Genomic DNA, 19,217 nt, shown 5'->3' on the forward strand with positions numbered 1-19,217 from the left:
CCGCCATTGCAACCAAACTTAGCGCAAGCGTCGGTGCTGTTGCACCGGCATGCGCTCTCGCAACTGCGCCAGCCAATCACGGTCGATTTCCGCCAACGCCACACCTGACTCTTGCCCCAACTGCGTCAAGACCGAACCCCAAGGGTCGATGATCTGTGAGTTGCCCCAGGTTTGACGCTTGTCGTCATGCCAGCCGCATTGGTTAGCCGCCAATACATAGCATTGCTGTTCAATGGCGCGAGCTTGCAGCAGTGGCTGCCAGTGCGCTTCACCGGTGCGATAGGTAAACGCCGCGGGCAATGAAATCAGCTCGGCACCTTTATCTGCCAACGCTTGAAACAGCTCGGCAAAGCGCAAATCGTAACAAATCGCCAAGCCCAACTTGCCAACTGGCGTCTCCACCACCACCACGTTTTCTCCAGGGGCAAAGCGATCCGACTCCAGATAGCGCCCTTGGGCGTCGCCGACGTTGACATCGAACAAGTGAATTTTGTCATAACGCGCCGCCAACTCGCCCTGATCGTTCCAAACACAGCAAGCTGAGCGCAAACGTGGATCATCATCCGGCGATGGCATGGGTATAGCACCGCCCACCAGCCAAATGCCCAACTGACTGGCCCAATCCGCCAACTGTTGATGAATATCCCGACGCTCGGCCAGCTCGGCAAACTGGCTGCCGTCCAAGGTTAAGAACATCTCAGGTAATACCACCAGGGATGCACCTTGACGGGCCGCATCCGCTATTAAGGCATGGGCAGTGGCTAAGTTACGATCAACGTCCGGCGCTGATGACAGTTGCACCACGGCTACAGAATCTGTGCTCATTCGTCACCTCCAAACGGGTTAATACTGCGCAGCCTTTCACCCAGGCTACGACTGGTTTTACCGTCTACTTCATTATCGAATGCTTGGTTAATGGTCAACTGCGGCTCCGACCATGTGCCACGCACGGTATAACTGGCGCTGGTAAAGCGCTCCAGCTCGTCGCTGACCAAACGCTCGGTGACATAAATCGAAGCTGCCACCGGCGGTGCTAACCCGGCCAATATAGCCACCAAAGGCAGCGAGCCCCCCACAGGAAAGGTGACCGCTAATTTCATATCTAACGTGCGATAGTTCAGATTACTGGAGCCAGATAACCAAAACTTACTGCCCGGCCCGTCCATAACCAGCGGCTCTGTTAGCACCAGTACGCCATCGTTAATGTCGGCTTTGGCCTTCAGCACATCAAAGGCGACACCGGACTGATACAGGTCGGAAAAGTCCAGCTGCAGGCGCCGTTTAATGGAGTTGAAGTTGAGCACGCCAAAGGCTTTTAACGCATCAGCGCCTTCCGCGGCCATATGGCCGTTGCGCATGCGTAGCGACAGCACTCCATCCAGCGAGCGAGGGTTATACGCCAGCGGCGAGCCGCGCCAGCTCATTCGTCCTAATACGCGGCTGTCTTCGGCGTTCAAAACAGCCTGTTGGCGAAACGACTTTTGTACCTTGCCAATGTCATTGCTGGTGAAGCTGAGGTCGTTCAACTCGGTGGTGTGCTCGCCTTCGCGGTAGCGCCATTGCATTTTGCCCAACATGCGCAGGCCTTTCAGATCACTGTCGTCTACCTCAACTTGCAAACCATCGGCTAGGGGCCGGCTACTCAACTGCCAACGACCAAAGTTGCGGCTACCGATGTAAAGCTCAGCCAGTTGCATATCCATAGCTGGCATGGCGGCCGGGTCGACGTCTTGCAATGGATCTGCAGTGACGTCCGCCTCTGCTGGGCTGGCGTTTTCAGCATGGTCGTCAGCGCCAGTGGGCAGATGGATATAATCCAGTTCGAGCTGAATCGGCATATTTGCATCAGCAGGTAGCAGCACATCACCAGTTACCAGGTCGCTCTCAAGCTGCATTTGCCATTCACCAAACTCTTGGCTGGCTTGCAGCCGCGCCGGGCCCGAGGGAATGTCCCACACATCGATAGCAGCAAACTGCAAATCAACTAGGCGCACTGGGCCGGTTTCAGCACTGTCTATGGGCAATGTCTCAGCTCCGTCCACTGGCACGGCAGTGATGTCGCTGCGCTCAGCCTCGATGTCTGGCTCGGCCAGCAGCGCCTGCATGTGCTGCCACACCTCATACCATTCAGCAGCACTGATGGGCTCATCTACCCGGCCGCGAATTTCTATTCCAGGGTCGCTGGGCAAAAAGGCATCGCTGCCGCCCAAGTAGACTTGGCCGCGCTGCAGCTCGCCATCGCGCAGTGCCAGCACCGACTTCAGCCACTGCTGGTAATCCATGCTGATGCGAGTGTCGGCACCGGGCTGTACCGTCATCGCCAGTTGGGCTGTCTGCTCGGCGGTTTTGCCCATCGGCGCTGGCAAATCAATGACGGTACCATCTAGGTCAGAGCTGAGCGCCAGCTTAACGCCTCCGCGTTGTTCGCTGGCGATGCTTAACTCGGCGTCGTAACTCAGTTCACCGTCTAAGGGGTCCAATAAAAACAACGGCAGCCATTGCTTGATGGCAGGCCATTGGCTGCCTCCCTTGGCTGCCAAGGTCATGTCATAACCCTCGCCCACAGGCGTCGAGCGAATTTGAGCTTCGAACTCGCCCCCCAACAGTTGCCCTTGCAGCTGGTCACTGAACAAACCGCGCTCACTGTCAAACTGCAAACGGCCATTAATAGCCTTGAAGTCGAGATCTAACTCACCGATATGCAGTTGATTGTCTTGCAGGCTGACATCCAGCTGCACCTGCGGATCACCGGCGTCGTCGCCCAGTGGCATGTTTAATACCAAGCCGGCCTGCAGTGGACCTTCGGCTCGCCACCTATCGAATGCGCCATCGACCATGTCGCGCAGCGGCGTATCGGTGAAATAGCGCAATGCCTCACGACTGTTACCCGTTAAGCGAGCAGCAACGTTAAGCCATGGCTGGCCATCCCGCTGGCGCAACTGAACACGCCCGCTATGAGGCTGTAGGCCACCACCTAGAGTGCGGGTTTTATCCACCCATACGTCGAGATTGGGTGAAGCCAGCAACAAGCGGCCATCAAACTCACGCAACGCCGGCCACTGCTGCAAGTATTGCAGCTGCAAATCTTGGGCTTGCAGGTAGAGCTGGATACTGCGTTGCTCATCACGGCTGTCATCCCCGAGGCGACCATTCAGCGCCAGTACGGCTTGCTCAATGGTGCCGGCTACTAACGCCTGATCCAGCCACTGGCGCAGCTCATCCTCCAACAGTGACGGAATCAGCTGTTGCTTTAGAGCCACCGGGGCTTGCTGCAGCCCCAGTAGCACCGAGGTGTTGGCTTCAATGCCGCTGTCGTCTTCAGGAATGCGCAAAGCTACTTCGCCGGTCAGCGGCGAGCCTGCTAAGCGGGCGCTGAACGCTTGCAGTTGCAGCTGGTAATAATCCGGATGAATGGCCCAAGTAAAATCGCCACGCGCCTCGGTCAATGTCCAAGGCTGGTCATAAACGTCGGCTAACCACAGCTCAAGCTGGTCATCACGAATGCGTAAGCGGCCTTGATGAGGCAACAGTTGTAGCTCCGCATCCACCTCCTTAAGGCCAGGAATGCCTTGGTAGGGCTCAATGCTCACGGCTTGCAGATCTGCCCGTACCTCTAACTGGGTTTGCTCACCTTGCTGCAGCAGCGAAACACGCGTCTCTTGCGCTCGACCACGCGGCTGCAAGCCGTTCAGGTAGCGCTGCCACAGCTCGGGCAGCAGCGCATGTTGCTGTAGGAAGCGACTGGTTTGTTGCAGATCAACGCCGCCCAACTGTAACTGCCAGCCCTTACCTGCCAACCCGTCAGCGTCTTCCATATTGACCGTGCTGAGGTACACCTGATCAACCGGAAGGGCTTCAGCAAAGGCGAGCTTCAACCTTGCTTGCCAGTCATCGCCTTGTTTGTGGCCGTCCAACTGAATTACGCCACGGCCGAGCTCTAAAGGCTGCGCAGCGGTGCTGAGATTGAACTCAGGTATGGTCACTAGACTGTGGACTCTTTGCAGTTGACCTTGATCTATATTCAGCCATGTCATCATGCCAGCACGAGCCGCTGTGACCTGCATGGGCTCGGGCAAACTGTCGGGAATCCAACGCAGCCAGTTCTGCTCTTCTACCTCTAAAAACAGCTGGCCTTGCTGTTGTCGCCAAGGCCAGAGCGGCCCCTGTAAGCGACCACTGACGCGAATATGGGCCACCTCGCCATCGGCTCCCCAAGCGATATCGCCGCCCAACACACGACTGTCGCCCCGATTGCGCCACAGCAGTTGTTGGACTTTTAGCTCTTCATCAAACTTGAGGCCATCGCCAGTTAAGTGCCAATCCTGAAAGGCAATGCTGTGCTGCAACTCCAACCAATCGAGCCAGGCTGGGCGCCCGTTGCTGGCTGAGGTCGACTCCTCAGACGAGGAGCCGCGCTGCAGCTGGTTAAGGTCTAGTTGCCAACCTTCGGCCAGCTGCCACACATGCCGTTGCTGCTCCACCAAGTGCGCACGCACGCCTGTCACTTCGATGCGCTTAAATACCGGCTGGCGATAAAATGCCGAGGCACTAACATCTAACTGGGCCTCAACACGGCCAATGCCAATGCCTTGACTGCTGGGGCCGATATGAAGCCCTTCCACCCGCACTAAAGGAGATAAACCGCGCCAACCGCCCTGCAGACGATTCATACGCACAGGTTGGCCGAGCTGCTCACTCAGCCATTGCTCTGCTTCTGGTTGGTAGGTTTCCAACAGCGGAATCAGTTGTCGCCCAGCGCTTACGTAAAGCGCCAATAGCACCAAGGCAACAACTAGGGTTATCCACAGTTGCAACCAAAGTTCACGTAGCCAGCGCACCATCATTGCCAGCCAACGTTACTGCAATACGATGTCATACTCATCCTGAGCGTAATGGCTTTCGACCTGTAGCTTGATGGCTTTGCCGATAAAGGCTTCCAGATCGGCCAGGCTGTTGCTGTCTTCATCCAGCAGGCGGTCGACCACGCCTTGGCTGGCCAACACCAAATATGTGTCCGCATCATAGGCACGCTCTTCGCGCAGTATTTCGCGAAAGATTTCATAGCAAATGGTCTCGGCCGTTTTCACCGTGCCGCGCCCATCACAGGTTTGGCAGGATTCCATCAGCATTTGTTCCAAGCTTTCGCGGGTGCGTTTGCGGGTCATTTCGACCAAGCCTAACTCAGATACGCCACTGATTTTGGTTTTGGCGTGGTCTTTTTCCAGCACTTTTTCCAGCATACGCAGCACCTGGCGTTGATGCTCAGGGTCGGCCATGTCAATAAAATCAAGAATGATGATACCGCCCATGTTGCGCAGTCGCAGCTGGCGGCCGATGGCCGTTGCCGCCTCTAAGTTGGTCTTAAAAATGGTTTCTTCTAGATTACGGCGACCAACAAAGCCACCGGTGTTCACATCGATGGTGGCCATGGCTTCGGTTTGATCAATGACCAAATAACCACCGGACTTCAGTGGCACCTTGCGCTCTAACGCGCGCTGAATTTCATCTTCAACGCTGTAGAGCTCAAATAGTGGCCGCGGCCCTGGGTAATATTCCAGTTTCGCCTCAACTTCCGGCACGTATTGGCCAGCAAACTGCTTGAGGTTGGCAAAGGTCTCGCGTGAATCGACCAGAATTTTGTCGATTTCTGGCCGTGCGTAGTCGCGTAAGGTTCGCGACGACAGTGGCAGCTCGTCGTACACCAAGCGCGCAGGCTTGTAAGCTTTAATGCGCTCTTGCAACTTGCGCCACAAACGGCGCAGGTAGCGAATATCGGCGAGGATTTCGTCTTCACCCACACCTTCGGCCGCGGTACGCAAGATAAAACCCGCTTCGCCGGTCATTTCCTCGGCGGCCATGCATTGCGCCACCAACTGCTTTAAGCGCTCACGCTCATCGTCGTCGTCGATGCGCTGTGAAACCCCCACATGCTCGGCGGCTGGCATAAACACTAAATAGCGTGCCGGAATCGCCAGCTGCGTGGTTAAACGCGCACCCTTGGTGCCGATTGGGTCTTTGGTCACCTGCACTACCAGCGCTTGGCCTTCATGCACCAGCTGATTGATGGGGGTGGAGTTGTCGCCACTGATTTCACCCGCGTGTATAAAAGCCGCACGCTCTAGGCCAATATCAACAAAAGCTGCCTGCATGCCAGGTAGCACACGCACCACCTTGCCTTTATAAATGTTACCGACCAGCCCTCGATGGTTGGTGCGCTCGATAACGATTTCTTGCAGCACTCCATTTTCAACCACGCCCACACGCGTCTCGGTGGGCGTCAGATTCATCAGAATTTCAGCATTCATGCATTCTCCTTTGTCGCCATTGGCTGCCATACCGGTATCTGCCAGCGACTCAACAAGGCGGCGGTCTGCTGCAAGGGTAAACCCACGACATTGCTATAGCAGCCTTGCAAGCTGGCAACCATTACCGCACCAAACCCTTGAATACCATAGGCACCCGCTTTATCAGCGGGCTCACCGGTGGCGATGTAGGCGGCAATTTGCTGCTGATTCAGTTCGACAAACTGCACCTCGGTGATGACGCTCAGCGCTTCGCAACGCAGCCCGTCTGCTGTTTGCTGCGCCAACGCAACGCCGCTCACTACTTGGTGCCAACGGCCAGATAAGCGCTGCAGCATGGCCGCTGCGTCTTGTTCATCCGCCGGCTTGCCGAGAATATCGCCGTCAATAATCACACTGGTGTCTGCGCCCAGCACCACATCAGCGCACTGAAGCGCAATCGCTTGAGCTTTTTCTTGCGCCATGCGCTCAACATAAGCCTGGGCCGGCTCGTTCAGCAATGGGGTCTCATCAATATCAGCGGCGTGAACATAGTGGGGCACGCCAATTTGGGTCAGTAACTGCGCCCGCCGTGGCGAGCGTGAAGCCAAGCAAATCATGGAGTTCGCATCCGCGTCACGAGTAAATGCGCCAGCCCATACACCCAAGGCCATAGCAAAGCCGACACCAGCGCCGGCTGCCATAACAACACTGGGTTGCTGGCGCCTGTCATCAACATCAAGGCCCAGTAATGAATCACCTGACCCAACGCCACCAATAAAAACACCAGCAGCATTTGCTGAATAAAATGAAACAGCACCAGCCGCCGATGGGTCAGCTGTAAGATGAAGACTTGAATCAGCAAAATAGAGACGTTGAGCCCCAGCGGTACGCCGTGTTCAATATCCAACAACAAGCCCAATGGCCAAGCCAGCCACAGTCCAAAGATTCGGGGCTGATGCAGCACCAATATCATGACCAACAAGTTGACCCAACGCGGCTGCAGCCAATCGAGCAGCTCCGGCATGGGCAAGTGTTCAAGCGTAAAGGCGGTAAAGAGAGCCGCTAACACCAAAAAGACAAAGCGCAGGCTCATTTTTGCTGCTCCTGCCATAAATCAGGCGGCGTAATGTGCGTGCCCTCGTCGTTAAACAACAGCAATAAGTGGCGACTGCGATCAAGATGAGCGCTGGGTTCGGCACTGACACGGGCAAAGGGTTTGCCGGCAATGTTTTCGATGCTGTTCACCGTCGCCACTGGGTAGCCACGCGGATAACGTCGCCCCAAGCCAGAGCTGATTAACAAATCACCTTCTTTGATGTCGGCAGTACTCGGTACGTACAGCAGCTCTAAAGAATCCAACGCCCCCGTGCCCGCCGCAATAGCCCTCACGCCATTGCGATTGACCTGCACCGGAATCGCGTGGTTCGAATCAGCAATCATCAACACTCGCGAACGATTTGGCAGCACATCGATGACCTGCCCCAGCAGACCGTAGGCGTCTAATACTGGCTGGCCAACAAAGACACCGTCCTCGCTGCCTTTATTGATAAAAATCTGTTGGCTGTAGGGGTCTGGATCCACGGCCAATACAGAACTGACCAACACCCGCCCGCCGAGTTTTTCTGATGCATTCAGTAACTGCCGCAGTTCGACGTTTTCGGCCTCCAGGGCGGCCAAACGTTGCACTCGAGTTTCCAGAATCAGGTTACGTGCACTGAGTTGCTTATTCTCGTGCAACAGCTCCTGGCGTGTGGCGGCGGATTCGCCAAACCACTCCACTAATACAGAGGGCACCATGGCGGTACTTTGCGCGGGTTCTAGCACCCATGCTGCCTGTTGACGCACAGGCTTAAGCCAAGGGTAGTGATGGTCTACCCAAATCAAGGCCAACGCCATTGCCACCATCAGCGTGACCTTTTGTCCCTGCAATGGCGGCACCTGAAACTGCGATTTGATAGCGATGCTCTCCTTTCGACTGGCGCTACCACACTCCCGACCGCGCCAGCGGTGCAAAAACAGCTTATGGGAGGGTGATCACTTAGAAAGCCTTACTATACCTGCAGCGGTATAAGGGAACCAGCGCCAGCCCTGTGCGAGCGGCGCTTAGCGAATCCGTGAAGAGTCAGCTTTAATCCAGCGCCAGCATTTCCAGCTGCTGATCGGAGGCATTTTCCAAGAAGCGACCGCCACCGCGCGCCACACAGGTCAGTGGATCATCGGCCACAATCACAGGCAGGCCAGTTTCTTCGGCCAGCAGTTTGTCGAGGTCTCGCAATAAAGCACCACCGCCCGTCAGCACCATGCCACGCTCGGCGACATCCGATGCCAGTTCAGGGGGCGATTGCTCCAGCGCGCCTTTCACGGCCTGAACAATCTGCGCCAGCGATTCTTGCAACGCTTCAAGAATTTCATTGGAATTGAGGGTAAAGCTGCGCGGAATACCTTCGGCCAAATTACGGCCACGCACGTCGATTTCGCGCACTTCACCGCCTGGGTAAGCCGTGCCGATTTCTTGCTTGATGCGCTCCGCCGTGGCTTCACCGATCAAACTGCCGTAATTGCGACGAATATAGGCGACGATGGCTTCGTCAAAACGGTCACCACCGACCTTGACCGATTCGGCGTAAACCACGCCACTGAGCGAAATAATGGCAATTTCTGTGGTACCACCACCGATATCAACCACCATCGAGCCACGTGCTTCATCAACCGGCAGGCCCGCACCAATGGCCGCCGCCATCGGCTCGTGAATCAAATAAGCACGGCTGGCGCCAGCGCCCATGACCGAATCGCGAATGGCTTTGCGCTCCACCTTAGTTGCCAAATACGGCACACACACCACCACCCGAGGGCTGGGTGCAACAAAGCTGGTTTCATGCACTTTTTTGATAAAGTGCTGGAGCATTTTTTCAGTCACTTCAAAGTCGGCAATGACGCCGTCTTTCATCGGCCGAATGGCCTGAATATTCCCCGGAGTACGACCCAGCATACGCTTAGCATCGGTACCCACAGCTGCCACACTTTTCTGGTGCCCCTGCAAGCGGATCGCGACCACAGACGGCTCATTGAGAACGATCCCTTTCTCGCGCATATAAATAAGTGTGTTAGCCGTTCCCAAGTCGATCGACAGATCGCTGGAGAACAGGCTGCGAATCTTTTTAAACATCCAGTCAATTCCTGTTTGCAGGTCGCAAAAATTGGCTCTAAGACTAGCAACGGTGGGGATTCAGAGCAAGAAGCATTTGTGCTACTCTGCTGCGCTTTATCACAGGCTTCAACACTGGGGTACCACATGGCTCTGGATCAGAATCAGGTGCGCGACATCGCCGAATTGGCGCGCCTGCAAATTGATGAAACACAGTTAGACGATTACCAGAAAAACCTGAGCAACATTCTCGATTTGGTCGACCAGCTGGCAGCCGCCGACACGGCCAATGTCGAGCCTTTGGCTCACCCTCTTGACGCAGTACAGCGTTTGCGTGCCGACCAGGTTAGCGAGAGCAACCAGCGTGAGCACTTCCAACAAATTGCACCCGCTACCAGTGAAGGCTACTACCTGGTACCCCGGGTCGTTGAATAATTCGCCGCGCTGATTCAGAGGACAATTTATGTACAACAAAACCATCGCTGACATCGCCCGCGATTTAAACGCCGGCGAATATTCCAGTGTCGAGCTGACCCAGTCGCTGCTTGATCGCGTCGAGCAACTGGACAGCACCTACAACAGTTTTATTACCGTCACCAAAGAACAAGCGCTGGCCCAGGCCAAAGCCGCCGACGAGCGCCGCGCTGCTGGTAATGCCGAACTGTGGACCGGTATTCCCATCGCCCACAAAGATATTTTTTGCACCAACGGCGTACTCACCAGCTGCGGTTCAAAAATGCTGAGCAACTTTGTTGCGCCCTACGACGCCACTGTGATCGACAAGTTTAATCAGGCCGGTGCGGTGTCTTTGGGTAAATTAAATATGGACGAGTTCGCCATGGGCTCGTCCAACGAAAGCTCCTTTTATGGTGCCGTTGCCAACCCCTGGAACACCGACTGTGTGCCGGGCGGCTCTTCTGGTGGCTCCGCGGCGGCCGTTGCCGCGCGCTTAGTACCAGGCGCAACGGCTACCGATACCGGCGGCTCCATTCGCCAACCGGCAGCATTTTGTGGCCTGACTGGCTTAAAGCCCACCTATGGCCGCATTTCACGCTGGGGCATGGTGGCTTTTGCTTCCAGCCTTGATCAAGCCGGTAGCATGACCCGCAGCGCCGAAGACGCCGCTTTAATGCTGCAAGTCATGGCCGGTTTTGACGCCAAAGATTCCACCTGTGTGGATCAGCCGGTACCCGACTACAGCGCCACGCTGGAGCAAGATTTAACTGGCCTGACCATCGGTTTGCCAAAAGAATACTTCCGCGATGATTTAAGCGCCGACATGCAACAGCAAGTGCGCAATGCCATCGCCGAGTACGAAAAGCTCGGCGCTAAGGTTAAAGAAATTTCTCTGCCCAATACCCATTTGGCGATCCCGGCGTATTACATCGTTGCCCCGGCCGAGTGCTCGGCCAACTTGTCGCGCATGGACGGTGTGCGCTTTGGCTATCGCTGTGATGACCCGCAGGACATTAACGATCTGTATAAGCGCTCACGTGGCGAAGGCTTTGGCAACGAAGTTAAGCGCCGCATTATGGTCGGTGCCTATGCGCTGTCGGCCGGCTTCTACGATGCTTACTACAAAAAAGCCCAGCAAGTGCGCCGCTTGATTAAAAATGATTTTGTCGAAGCCTTTAAAGAAGTCGACATCATCATGAGCCCGACCACCCCCTCGCCGGCCTTCAAGCGTGGTGAAAAAACCTCGGATCCGGTCGCCATGTACCTGGAAGACATTTTCACCATCGCCCTCAACTTGGCAGGCTTGCCTGGTATGTCGATTCCATGTGGTCAGGTCAATAACCTGCCCGTGGGCCTGCAATTAATTGGCAATTATTTCGACGAAGCGCGTTTGCTTAATGCCGCGCACAAGTTCCAGCAAGCAACAGACTGGCACCAACAAGCTCCTGCTGATATCGCTTAAGAGGACATAACATGGAATGGGAAGTGGTAATTGGCCTGGAGATTCATGCTCAGCTGGCCACCCAATCAAAAATCTTTTCTGGCGCCTCCACCGCTTACGGAGCCGACGCCAACACTCAGGCCTGCGCTGTTGATTTAGGCCTGCCCGGCGTACTGCCAGTGTTTAACGAAGAAGCGCTGCGCATGGCGGTCAAATTTGGCTTGGCCATCGATGCCGAAATTGGCAAGAAGTCGGTATTTGATCGTAAAAACTATTTTTACCCAGATCTGCCCAAAGGCTATCAGACCACCCAGCTGCACCACCCGATTGTTGGCATTGGCCATATTGATATCGAGTTGGACGACGGCACGACCAAACGCATTAACGTAACGCGTGCGCATTTGGAAGAAGACGCCGGTAAATCCGTGCACGAAGGCTTTGACGGTATGTCCGGCATCGACTTAAACCGCGCCGGTACGCCATTAATTGAGATCGTCTCCGAGCCAGAAATGCGCAGCGCCAAAGAAGCGGCTGCGTATTTCCGTAAAATGCACAGTATCGTGACCTATCTGGGCATTTGTGACGGCGATTTGTCGCAAGGCTCCATGCGCTGCGACTGTAACGTTTCTTTGCGCCCGAAAGGCCAAGAAGAATTCGGCACCCGCACCGAAATTAAAAACGTTAACTCGTTCCGCAACGTTGAGCGTGCCATCGAAGCGGAAATTGCCCGCCAGATGGACATTTTGGAAGACGGCGGCAGCATCGTGCAGGAAACCCGCCTGTACGACGCCGATAAAAATGAAACCCGCGCCATGCGCTCAAAAGAAGTGGCTAACGATTACCGCTACTTCCCTTGCCCGGACTTATTGCCCGTTATTATTGATGATAACTACATCGAAGCCGTACGGAGCACCTTGCCAGAGCTGCCCGATGCCAAGCGTGCACGCTTTGTTAAAGACCACGGTTTAAGCACAGTCGACGCCGCCGTACTGGCCTCAGATCGCAGCCTGGCAGACTACTTTGAAACCGTTGCCCATGCAGCCAATGACTACAAACTGGCGGCTAACTGGGTGCAGGGCGATGTATCTGCCGCATTAAATCGGCTGGAAATTGGCATTGCTCAACTGCCGGTCAGCGCCGAACAACTGGGCCGCATTTTACAGCTGATCAAAGACAACACCCTTAACAATGGCGGTGCCAAAGAAGTCTTTAACGCATTGCTGGAAGGCAAAGGTGATGACACCGCAGCTAGCGTTGATGCCCTGGTAGACAGCTTAGGCTTAAAACAAGTATCTGATACCGGCGCCATTGAAGCCATTGTGGCTCAAGTGTTGGCAGACAATCCTAAGCTGGTCGAAGGCTACCTCAATACACCTGAAGACAAGCGCGCCAAAGCCATCGGTCCATTTATTGGCCTAACGCGCAAAGCCGCCAAAGGGGTGAACCCGCAGGTGGTGATGGACGTATTAAAGAAAAAGCTCAGCGAGCTGGGTTAATTCGGGACGGGGCTCGATGGGCCCCGTTTCTCTTTCGATAGCCTTGCCGCCAGACTCCTCCTGCCAATTTGTATTTTTTATTCCTACCAAGCGAACGCCACAATGCGTATTTTAATCACGGGTGCCGCCGGCTCTGGCACCACCACACTGGGCAAAGCGTTTGCCTGCGAATATGGCTGGAATTTTCTCGATGCCGATGACTTCTATTGGCTACCAACGAGCCCGCCCTTCCAGCAGCGCAGAGATCACAGCGAACGTTTGACTATGATGATGGACAGCATCAATAGCAGCGAAAACGTCGTGATCTCAGGGTCAGTAATGAACTGGGGCCGCGAATTAGAAGATGGCTTTGATTTGATCGTATTTTTATACCTCGATGCCATCATTCGCGTAGAACGCCTAAAAAAGCGAGAACAACAGCGACATGGCCGCGCCGCTGATGCAGCTTTTTTACAATGGGCTTCTGAGTACGACAGCGGACCAAGCGAAGGCAGAAGTCTGGCAAAACATCAGCAGTGGCTATCTGAGCGTCGCTGCCCGATAATCAAAATGGAAGGTGACCTGAGCGTTGCTGAACGACTTCAAACGCTCACATCGGCTGTGTTTCAGCGGGCTGAGTTGCCGTCGTAGGCATGACATTTAAGGGATGAGTAATATGAAACTTCTCGCAGCACTGATGGCAGCTTTGGCTTTAAGTGGCTGTGCAACGGTTAACACCATTGCGCCTGAAAACAACAGAGTAAAAATAAGCATCAACGGCTATGACAGTCATTGTCGCTCGATTCCGAGGATTTATAGCGGCGTGGCGCACAATCTGTGTACTCTGGCTGGCCAGCCCAATGTCTCCGCCAATGCGAAAAGCAACCTGCAATGGCTTTTAGTGGATACTGCACTTTCCGCCGCCGCCGATACCATCATGGTGCCATATACGGTGATGCAGCAGATTGAAAAAGGCAATATTCAGGTGAATCGCTAAAGCTCAGCGCTTTGAAGAAATCGGCGCTGTTCGATCCGCTGACAACACCCCATCCACGATGGCGCCAATCACATGCATCACGGCCAAATATCCGGCCGTCAGACCGCCAGCAATGCCGCACAACACTAAGCAAACCACCACCATCATGGGAAACTCGCCAGGCGTCATTGAAGCATTTATACCATCCGGCTGATGGAACCAAAAAGTACTGATTAAAAACAAGGCCAGGCTGCTGGCAACGCCTATCACGCAATAAAACTTAAACTTTAAGGTAATGAGCCAGCGATCTTGTAATAACCAGCGCCCGCACAGGTCGATGATGTACAACAATAAGCCCAATACAAACGCTAGGTAAGCAAGTAAACGAGTAAAAGAAATATCCCCGGCATGCCCTGACAGGGTAATGCTCTTCCCTTGTTTAAACCCATCCATCAAGCCAAAGCTGTGATCTGCCAGCCAGTGCAAACATGCCAGCAAGGTGCCTTCGGAGTAAAAACCCAACGCCATCACCGCCAACATACCCCACATAACGGCAGGCAAAGCCATCAAGGTCGCGCTGATATAGCGACTCAGTACCAGCAACAGCAAACGCGGCAATGTGGATGATAAGTCCATTTTTATACAGATCCTTGATACGCACAGGTTCGTTATAACAATTTTGCAAGCCGCCAACTACTGGCTTCTCTAACGTGAGGAGGGTATTCATGCATTCTGTGAAAAGCATCACTGCAAACACGTGCTAGTGTCCCGAACCAGAAGTTTGTATATTTCCAGAGCGAATGAAAGGCGCTGTTCGCAGGCAATGTCGGGATCTTTTCAAGAACAGCAACGACACGATGGTGCTTTTAGTTCGCCCTCTTCGGGCGCGCCTACCTCTTACTAATCGAACCAGGCGTACCTTGCCAGAAAACTGAAATGGTGCGCTGAAAGCCTGCAGACCTCTGACTCAGATCACTGACTGGGCCCAGTAAACTACGGCTCAGGATAATTGGACTTACGCTCTATGCTAACCACCATCGCCATTGCCAACTACCGTTCACTACTGAATCTAATCATGCCTATGGCGCCGCTCAATTTGATTACTGGCTTCAATGGCAGCGGTAAATCTAACCTGTATAAGTCGTTACGCTTATTGGCCGAAACCGCCCAAGGAGGTGTGATTAGTTCCTTGGCTCGCGAAGGTGGGCTGGAATCGGCCTATTGGGCAGGCCCAGAAAAGCTAACAGCAAAAATGCTCAGCGGCGAGGTAGCGATACAAGGCGGCCAGCGCCAACAGGCTTATCGTTTACGTTTAGGTTTTGCCAGCGATGATATCGGTTATTGCATCGATTTAGGTCTACCTACCCCAGCCGCTTCGGCGTTTGCATTCGACCCCGAAATCAAGCGTGAGTGTATCTGGGCAGGCTCCAGCTATCGTCCCGCCAGTGTTTTGGTTGAACGCCAGGGGCCTGTTGTAAAAGTCAAAGACGGCCGCCGTTGGCATATCATTGCTCAACATATGAATACTTTCGACAGTATGCTCAGCGAAGTAGCGGATATGCAGCTGGCACCAGAAATTTTGCACACACGCGAACTTATTCGTGGCTGGCGCTTTTATGATCACTTTCGCAGTGATGCCCACGCACCGGCCAGACAACCCCATATCGGCACCCGCACACCTGCCTTGAGTCAGGATGGCCATGACTTGGCCGCTGCACTGCAAACCATTATTGAAATTGGTGACCACCCGGCATTACAAAATGCCGTCGATGATGCTTTTCCCGGCGCGCACATACGTATTGGCGTACAGGAGGACGGGCGTTTTATTTTATATTTCTCCCAACCCGGCTTATTGCGACCATTGACTGCCGCCGAGTTATCGGACGGTACACTGCGTTATTTGTTATGGGTGGCGGCGCTATTAACACCTCGTCCTCCAAGCCTGATGGTTTTAAATGAACCAGAGACCAGCTTGCATCCGGATTTATTACCGGCGCTAGGGCGACTCATTAAGTACGCGGCGCAGCATACACAAGTCTGGGTGGTGTCTCATGCACGTCTGATGATTAACGAACTCACCGACTCGCCACACTGTAGTGCCTTACATTTAGTAAAGCAGCTCGGCAGCACTCAGATTGAGGGCCAGAGCCTCCTTGATGTGCCCAGCTGGCACTGGCCTGCCATTTGACGCTCCCTTCATGGCCGACCATGCTACCCCTTTTCACTCAAACGGACCCTGATCATGCGTTTATGTCACGTTTCATGCATCGCCATTACGGCTCTGAGCGGCTTATTAACAGGATGCAGCAACGACCAAGAAGTCGGCGATGTTTCTCTCGGTTGGTTTACCACCAAGGACGTTAAAATCTCGGTGCTGCAAGACCCGGTGGTCACTGGCGTTACTTGCCATATTGCCAGCATTGAGGCAGACCTGGATTTTGCCGACCCCAGCGATATGAGCATTGCCTGCCGTCAAACCGGCGAAATCACCACAGACATGCTGATGTCGATCGATTTATCCAAATCTGGCGAAGTGGTGTTTAAACAGTCCAAAAGCATCCTGTTTAAGTCATTAAAAGTGCGACGTATTTATGACCCGCAATCGGAAACTTTAATGTACCTTTCTTATTCCACCAAAGAAGTACAAGGCAGCCATAAGCACGCTCTTTCTACCGTGCCATTGTGGGGCACGCAAGCCTACGGCTTTCGACCGATCACTCGCTGATTTGATAAACGTCATTGGTAAAAGCAATTAGCGTGAACATTCAGGCTCTTCCACACTGGTGGCACATGCTGACAGGAGAGCCTTATGAGTACCCGCATAGAACGCGACAGCCTAGGTGAGCTGGCGGTTCCCGACAACGCGCTGTATGGCGCGCAAACCCAACGCGCCATCAACAACTTTCCTATTTGTGGTCGCCCCCTGCCAGAAGCCTTTATTCGCGCTTTGCTGCACGCCAAAAAAGCCGCTGCCACGGCCAATGCTCAGTTAGATTTACTGCCTGCCGACATGGCACAAGCGATCAACCAAGCGTGCGATCAGCTGCTCAGCGACACCGATCTGATGCAGCATTTTCCGGTGGATGTTTTTCAAACCGGCTCAGGTACCAGCACCAATATGAATGCCAATGAAGTGCTTGCCACGGTCGCCAGCGACATTAGCGGTCAAGCAATCAACGCCAACGACCATATTAATTATGGCCAAAGCAGCAACGACATCATTCCCTCCACCATTCATATCAGTGCCGTGCTTGAACTGCAGCAACGATTGGTGCCCGCTTTGCAGCACTTACAACAATGCATCGACAATAAAGCTCAGCAACTGGGCAGCTATGTTAAAACTGGCCGCACGCATTTGATGGATGCCATGCCAATTCGCATGGATCAGTCGTTATCAGCCTGGTCAGATCAAATTAAAGGCAATATCGACGCCTTACAATCATTGCTGCCACAACTACAACAGCTGGCCCAAGGCGGTACCGCCGTAGGCACCGGCATTAACGCTCACCCGCAATTTGCCCAGCATTTTTGCCAAGCACTGAATGCACACACTGGTGAGAATTTTCGCCCAGCAGATAATTCGTTCAGCCACATCGCCAGCCAAGATACCGCGGTACGTTTGTCCGGCTTGCTGAAAAGTACCGCCGTGAGCTTGATGAAAATCGCCAACGATTTGCGCTGGATGAACTCTGGCCCACTGGCAGGTTTAGGAGAAATCGAGCTAGAAGCACTGCAACCCGGCTCCTCGATTATGCCTGGCAAGGTCAACCCAGTGATCCCTGAGGCGTGTGCCATGGTGGCCGCACAAGTGATGGGTAACGACGCAACCATTACCATCGCCGGTCAATCGGGTAACTTTGAACTCAATGTGATGCTGCCCGTCATCGCCGACAACCTACTCAGTAGCATGCACATGCTGAGCAATGCCAGTCATTTAATGGCCGATAAAGCCATCGCCAGCTTTCAAGTTAATCAGGCGAAACTGCAACAGGCATTGGACCGCAACCCGATTCTGGTGACGGCATTAAATCCAATTATTGGCTATGAAAAAGCCGCTAACATTGCGAAGCAAGCGTATCAAGAAAAACGTCCGATTATTGAGGTCGCCGCCGAAAATACCGATCTGGGACTTAAGAAACTACAGCAACTGCTGAACCCCGAAAAACTCACTCATGGTGAACCATGAGTTTTTGTACACGCTCAGAAAATAAAAAGCGGGAATTATCGCCGTATTTTGTACAATGACGATAATATACCCGCGCCACGAGTAAAATGTTGGGAACGCCTTGCCATAAACAAGGGAGAACTTCTACACCCGTAAATACGCTCGCTACATACAAGAGCAGGCATAAAAAACGCCCGCTATTGCGGGCGTTTTTTATTTAACCACTTTCAAAGATGGCCGACTGCCACTTGGGTCTGGCTCTGGATCCGGCTGATCTGGTGTTGGTGGCGGATCATTGGGGTCCGGCGCACCGGCTTCCGACCCAAACACCATACCCTGACCATTTTCACGGGCGTAAATCGCCAGTAAAGCCACGACGGGCACAAAGACAGTCATGGGCACACCGCCAAAGCGGGCATTAAATGACAGGCCATCGCCATCAATGTGCAGGTTCTGCACCGCCGTCGGGCTGATATTCAACACAATCTGGCCGTTGGTGACGTAGTCCTCAGGCACCTGCACACCCGGCAGACCGGCATCGACCAGCACATACGGCGTGCAGTCGTTGTCCAGAATCCACTCATTGAGGGCACGAACCAGATAAGGACGGCTGGGGCTCATCTTTGCTTGCATAATCAGTCGCGCATCTCGCGTTCTGCTTCTGACAGGCTGGCTTGGAAAGCATCACGTTCGAACAAGCGCTCCATGTATTGCAACATGGGCTTGCACTGCGCTTCTGGCAGCTCGATACCCAACGCCGGCAGACGCCACAGAATGGGCGCAACACAGCAGTCGACGATGGAGAACTCTTCGCTCATAAAGAACGGCAGCTCTGCAAAAATCGGCGCCACGGTCACCAAGCTTTCAGTCAGCTCTTTGCGTGCCGCTTCCACTTCTTTGCCTTTGCCCTTAACGATGGTCTCAATCAGGCCACACCAGTCTTTCTCGATGCGCTTGATCCATAAACGGCTTTGCGCACGCGCAACTGGGTAAACAGGCAACAACGGCGGGTGCGGGAAGCGTTCGTCTAGGTACTCCATCATCACGTTCGGGTCGTACAGCACCAGATCGCGATCGACCAAGGTTGGCAATGAGTTATACGGGTTGAGGCTCGACAGATCCTCAGGCGTGTTGTCTGGGTCGGTATCGTGAACTTCTACCGTCACCCCTTTTTCAGCCAAAACGATGCGCACACGGTGGCTGAAGTGATCAGCAGGATCAGAATAAAACGTCATGGAAGAGCGCTTAGCTACAACCCCCATAGGTTCCTCACTT

18 protein-coding genes are annotated in these 19,217 nt (G+C 54.0%); 8 read left to right on the forward strand and 10 right to left on the reverse strand.

Annotated elements, in window-relative coordinates:
* Nucleotides 1–18: 18 nt before the first annotated feature.
* From IE090_RS16805 to IE090_RS16835, 7 genes are all read right to left on the reverse strand, one after another.
* Nucleotides 19–825, reverse strand: coding sequence for a carbon-nitrogen hydrolase family protein (locus tag IE090_RS16805; protein WP_189390239.1), 807 nt, complete (start codon nucleotides 823–825; stop codon nucleotides 19–21).
* Nucleotides 822–4,844 (reverse strand): YhdP family protein, encoded by a 4,023-nt coding sequence (locus IE090_RS16810; protein ID WP_189390241.1) that lies wholly within the window; start codon nucleotides 4,842–4,844, stop codon nucleotides 822–824. The genes IE090_RS16805 and IE090_RS16810 overlap by 4 nt, the downstream gene beginning before the upstream one ends.
* Nucleotides 4,845–4,856: 12 nt before the next feature.
* On the reverse strand, nucleotides 4,857–6,305 hold the full coding sequence (rng, locus tag IE090_RS16815; protein WP_189390243.1) for a ribonuclease G: 1,449 nt from the start codon (nucleotides 6,303–6,305) through the stop codon (nucleotides 4,857–4,859).
* Nucleotides 6,302–6,901 carry a Maf family protein gene (locus IE090_RS16820; protein WP_189390245.1) on the reverse strand — a complete coding sequence of 200 codons (600 nt, stop codon included), beginning with the start codon at nucleotides 6,899–6,901 and terminating at the stop codon, nucleotides 6,302–6,304. The genes rng and IE090_RS16820 overlap by 4 nt, the downstream gene beginning before the upstream one ends.
* Nucleotides 6,898–7,377, reverse strand: coding sequence for a rod shape-determining protein MreD (mreD, locus tag IE090_RS16825; protein ID WP_189390247.1), 480 nt, complete (start codon nucleotides 7,375–7,377; stop codon nucleotides 6,898–6,900). Before mreD ends, IE090_RS16820 begins: the two co-directional genes overlap by 4 nt.
* Nucleotides 7,374–8,222, reverse strand: a complete 849-nt coding sequence (gene mreC, locus IE090_RS16830; RefSeq protein WP_229815815.1) for a rod shape-determining protein MreC — start codon at nucleotides 8,220–8,222, stop codon at nucleotides 7,374–7,376. The genes mreD and mreC overlap by 4 nt, the downstream gene beginning before the upstream one ends.
* 190 nt (nucleotides 8,223–8,412) lie before the next feature.
* Entirely contained in the window at nucleotides 8,413–9,450 is a 1,038-nt protein-coding gene (locus IE090_RS16835; RefSeq protein WP_189390249.1) for a rod shape-determining protein, read from the reverse strand.
* Between the two features lie 126 nt (nucleotides 9,451–9,576).
* Here IE090_RS16835 and gatC point away from each other — a divergent pair, with 126 nt between their 5' ends.
* From gatC to IE090_RS16860, 5 genes are all read left to right on the forward strand, one after another.
* Entirely contained in the window at nucleotides 9,577–9,864 is a 288-nt protein-coding gene (gene gatC / locus IE090_RS16840) for an Asp-tRNA(Asn)/Glu-tRNA(Gln) amidotransferase subunit GatC (RefSeq protein ID WP_189390251.1), read from the forward strand.
* 28 nt (nucleotides 9,865–9,892) lie between these two features.
* Nucleotides 9,893–11,347: an Asp-tRNA(Asn)/Glu-tRNA(Gln) amidotransferase subunit GatA gene (gene gatA / locus IE090_RS16845; RefSeq protein ID WP_189390254.1), complete on the forward strand. Its 1,455-nt coding sequence runs from the start codon at nucleotides 9,893–9,895 to the stop codon at nucleotides 11,345–11,347.
* Nucleotides 11,348–11,358: 11 nt separating this feature from the next.
* A complete protein-coding gene (gatB, locus tag IE090_RS16850; protein WP_189390256.1) occupies nucleotides 11,359–12,822 on the forward strand; it encodes an Asp-tRNA(Asn)/Glu-tRNA(Gln) amidotransferase subunit GatB in 1,464 nt (487 codons plus the stop codon).
* Between the two features lie 102 nt (nucleotides 12,823–12,924).
* Nucleotides 12,925–13,452 (forward strand): AAA family ATPase, encoded by a 528-nt coding sequence (locus IE090_RS16855; RefSeq protein ID WP_189390258.1) that lies wholly within the window; start codon nucleotides 12,925–12,927, stop codon nucleotides 13,450–13,452.
* Nucleotides 13,453–13,468: 16 nt separating this feature from the next.
* A complete protein-coding gene (locus IE090_RS16860) occupies nucleotides 13,469–13,798 on the forward strand; it encodes a YceK/YidQ family lipoprotein (protein WP_229815816.1) in 330 nt (109 codons plus the stop codon).
* Between the two features lie 3 nt (nucleotides 13,799–13,801).
* On the opposite strand, the gene IE090_RS16865 is transcribed toward IE090_RS16860, so the two are convergent.
* Nucleotides 13,802–14,413 carry a hypothetical protein gene (locus IE090_RS16865; protein WP_189390260.1) on the reverse strand — a complete coding sequence of 204 codons (612 nt, stop codon included), beginning with the start codon at nucleotides 14,411–14,413 and terminating at the stop codon, nucleotides 13,802–13,804.
* Nucleotides 14,414–14,801: 388 nt separating this feature from the next.
* On the opposite strand from IE090_RS16865, the gene IE090_RS16870 reads away from it, so the two are divergent.
* From IE090_RS16870 to IE090_RS16880, 3 genes are all read left to right on the forward strand, one after another.
* Entirely contained in the window at nucleotides 14,802–15,965 is a 1,164-nt protein-coding gene (locus IE090_RS16870; protein ID WP_189390262.1) for an AAA family ATPase, read from the forward strand.
* 54 nt (nucleotides 15,966–16,019) lie between these two features.
* Nucleotides 16,020–16,502: a CreA family protein gene (locus tag IE090_RS16875; RefSeq protein ID WP_189390264.1), complete on the forward strand. Its 483-nt coding sequence runs from the start codon at nucleotides 16,020–16,022 to the stop codon at nucleotides 16,500–16,502.
* 84 nt (nucleotides 16,503–16,586) lie between these two features.
* The gene (locus tag IE090_RS16880) at nucleotides 16,587–17,963 is read left to right on the forward strand and encodes a class II fumarate hydratase (protein WP_189390266.1); all 1,377 of its coding nucleotides are present in this window, start codon (nucleotides 16,587–16,589) and stop codon (nucleotides 17,961–17,963) included.
* Nucleotides 17,964–18,155: 192 nt separating this feature from the next.
* Here IE090_RS16880 and IE090_RS16885 read toward each other — a convergent pair whose 3' ends face one another.
* Nucleotides 18,156–18,563: a ClpXP protease specificity-enhancing factor gene (locus IE090_RS16885; protein ID WP_189390268.1), complete on the reverse strand. Its 408-nt coding sequence runs from the start codon at nucleotides 18,561–18,563 to the stop codon at nucleotides 18,156–18,158.
* Nucleotides 18,564–18,577: 14 nt separating this feature from the next.
* Nucleotides 18,578–19,204 carry a stringent starvation protein SspA gene (gene sspA / locus IE090_RS16890; RefSeq protein WP_189390270.1) on the reverse strand — a complete coding sequence of 209 codons (627 nt, stop codon included), beginning with the start codon at nucleotides 19,202–19,204 and terminating at the stop codon, nucleotides 18,578–18,580.
* Nucleotides 19,205–19,217 lie beyond the last annotated feature (13 nt).

Source organism: Bacterioplanes sanyensis (assembly GCF_014652515.1).
Lineage (GTDB): Bacteria > Pseudomonadota > Gammaproteobacteria > Pseudomonadales > Oceanobacteraceae > Bacterioplanes > Bacterioplanes sanyensis.

Coding starts and splice junctions, on each gene's coding strand:
- mreD (WP_189390247.1), bottom strand. CDS start 7,377: ATGAGCCTGCGCTTTGTCTTTTTGGTGTTAGCGGCTCTCTTTACCGCC.
- IE090_RS16880 (WP_189390266.1), top strand. CDS start 16,587: ATGAGTACCCGCATAGAACGCGACAGCCTAGGTGAGCTGGCGGTTCCC.
- IE090_RS16885 (WP_189390268.1), bottom strand. CDS start 18,563: ATGAGCCCCAGCCGTCCTTATCTGGTTCGTGCCCTCAATGAGTGGATT.
- gatC (WP_189390251.1), top strand. CDS start 9,577: ATGGCTCTGGATCAGAATCAGGTGCGCGACATCGCCGAATTGGCGCGC.
- gatA (WP_189390254.1), top strand. CDS start 9,893: ATGTACAACAAAACCATCGCTGACATCGCCCGCGATTTAAACGCCGGC.
- IE090_RS16870 (WP_189390262.1), top strand. CDS start 14,802: ATGCTAACCACCATCGCCATTGCCAACTACCGTTCACTACTGAATCTA.
- IE090_RS16810 (WP_189390241.1), bottom strand. CDS start 4,844: ATGATGGTGCGCTGGCTACGTGAACTTTGGTTGCAACTGTGGATAACC.
- IE090_RS16820 (WP_189390245.1), bottom strand. CDS start 6,901: ATGATTTGCTTGGCTTCACGCTCGCCACGGCGGGCGCAGTTACTGACC.
- IE090_RS16860 (WP_229815816.1), top strand. CDS start 13,469: ATGAGTAATATGAAACTTCTCGCAGCACTGATGGCAGCTTTGGCTTTA.
- IE090_RS16835 (WP_189390249.1), bottom strand. CDS start 9,450: ATGTTTAAAAAGATTCGCAGCCTGTTCTCCAGCGATCTGTCGATCGAC.
- IE090_RS16805 (WP_189390239.1), bottom strand. CDS start 825: ATGAGCACAGATTCTGTAGCCGTGGTGCAACTGTCATCAGCGCCGGAC.
- IE090_RS16855 (WP_189390258.1), top strand. CDS start 12,925: ATGCGTATTTTAATCACGGGTGCCGCCGGCTCTGGCACCACCACACTG.
- rng (WP_189390243.1), bottom strand. CDS start 6,305: ATGAATGCTGAAATTCTGATGAATCTGACGCCCACCGAGACGCGTGTG.
- gatB (WP_189390256.1), top strand. CDS start 11,359: ATGGAATGGGAAGTGGTAATTGGCCTGGAGATTCATGCTCAGCTGGCC.
- sspA (WP_189390270.1), bottom strand. CDS start 19,204: ATGGGGGTTGTAGCTAAGCGCTCTTCCATGACGTTTTATTCTGATCCT.
- IE090_RS16865 (WP_189390260.1), bottom strand. CDS start 14,413: ATGGACTTATCATCCACATTGCCGCGTTTGCTGTTGCTGGTACTGAGT.
- IE090_RS16875 (WP_189390264.1), top strand. CDS start 16,020: ATGCGTTTATGTCACGTTTCATGCATCGCCATTACGGCTCTGAGCGGC.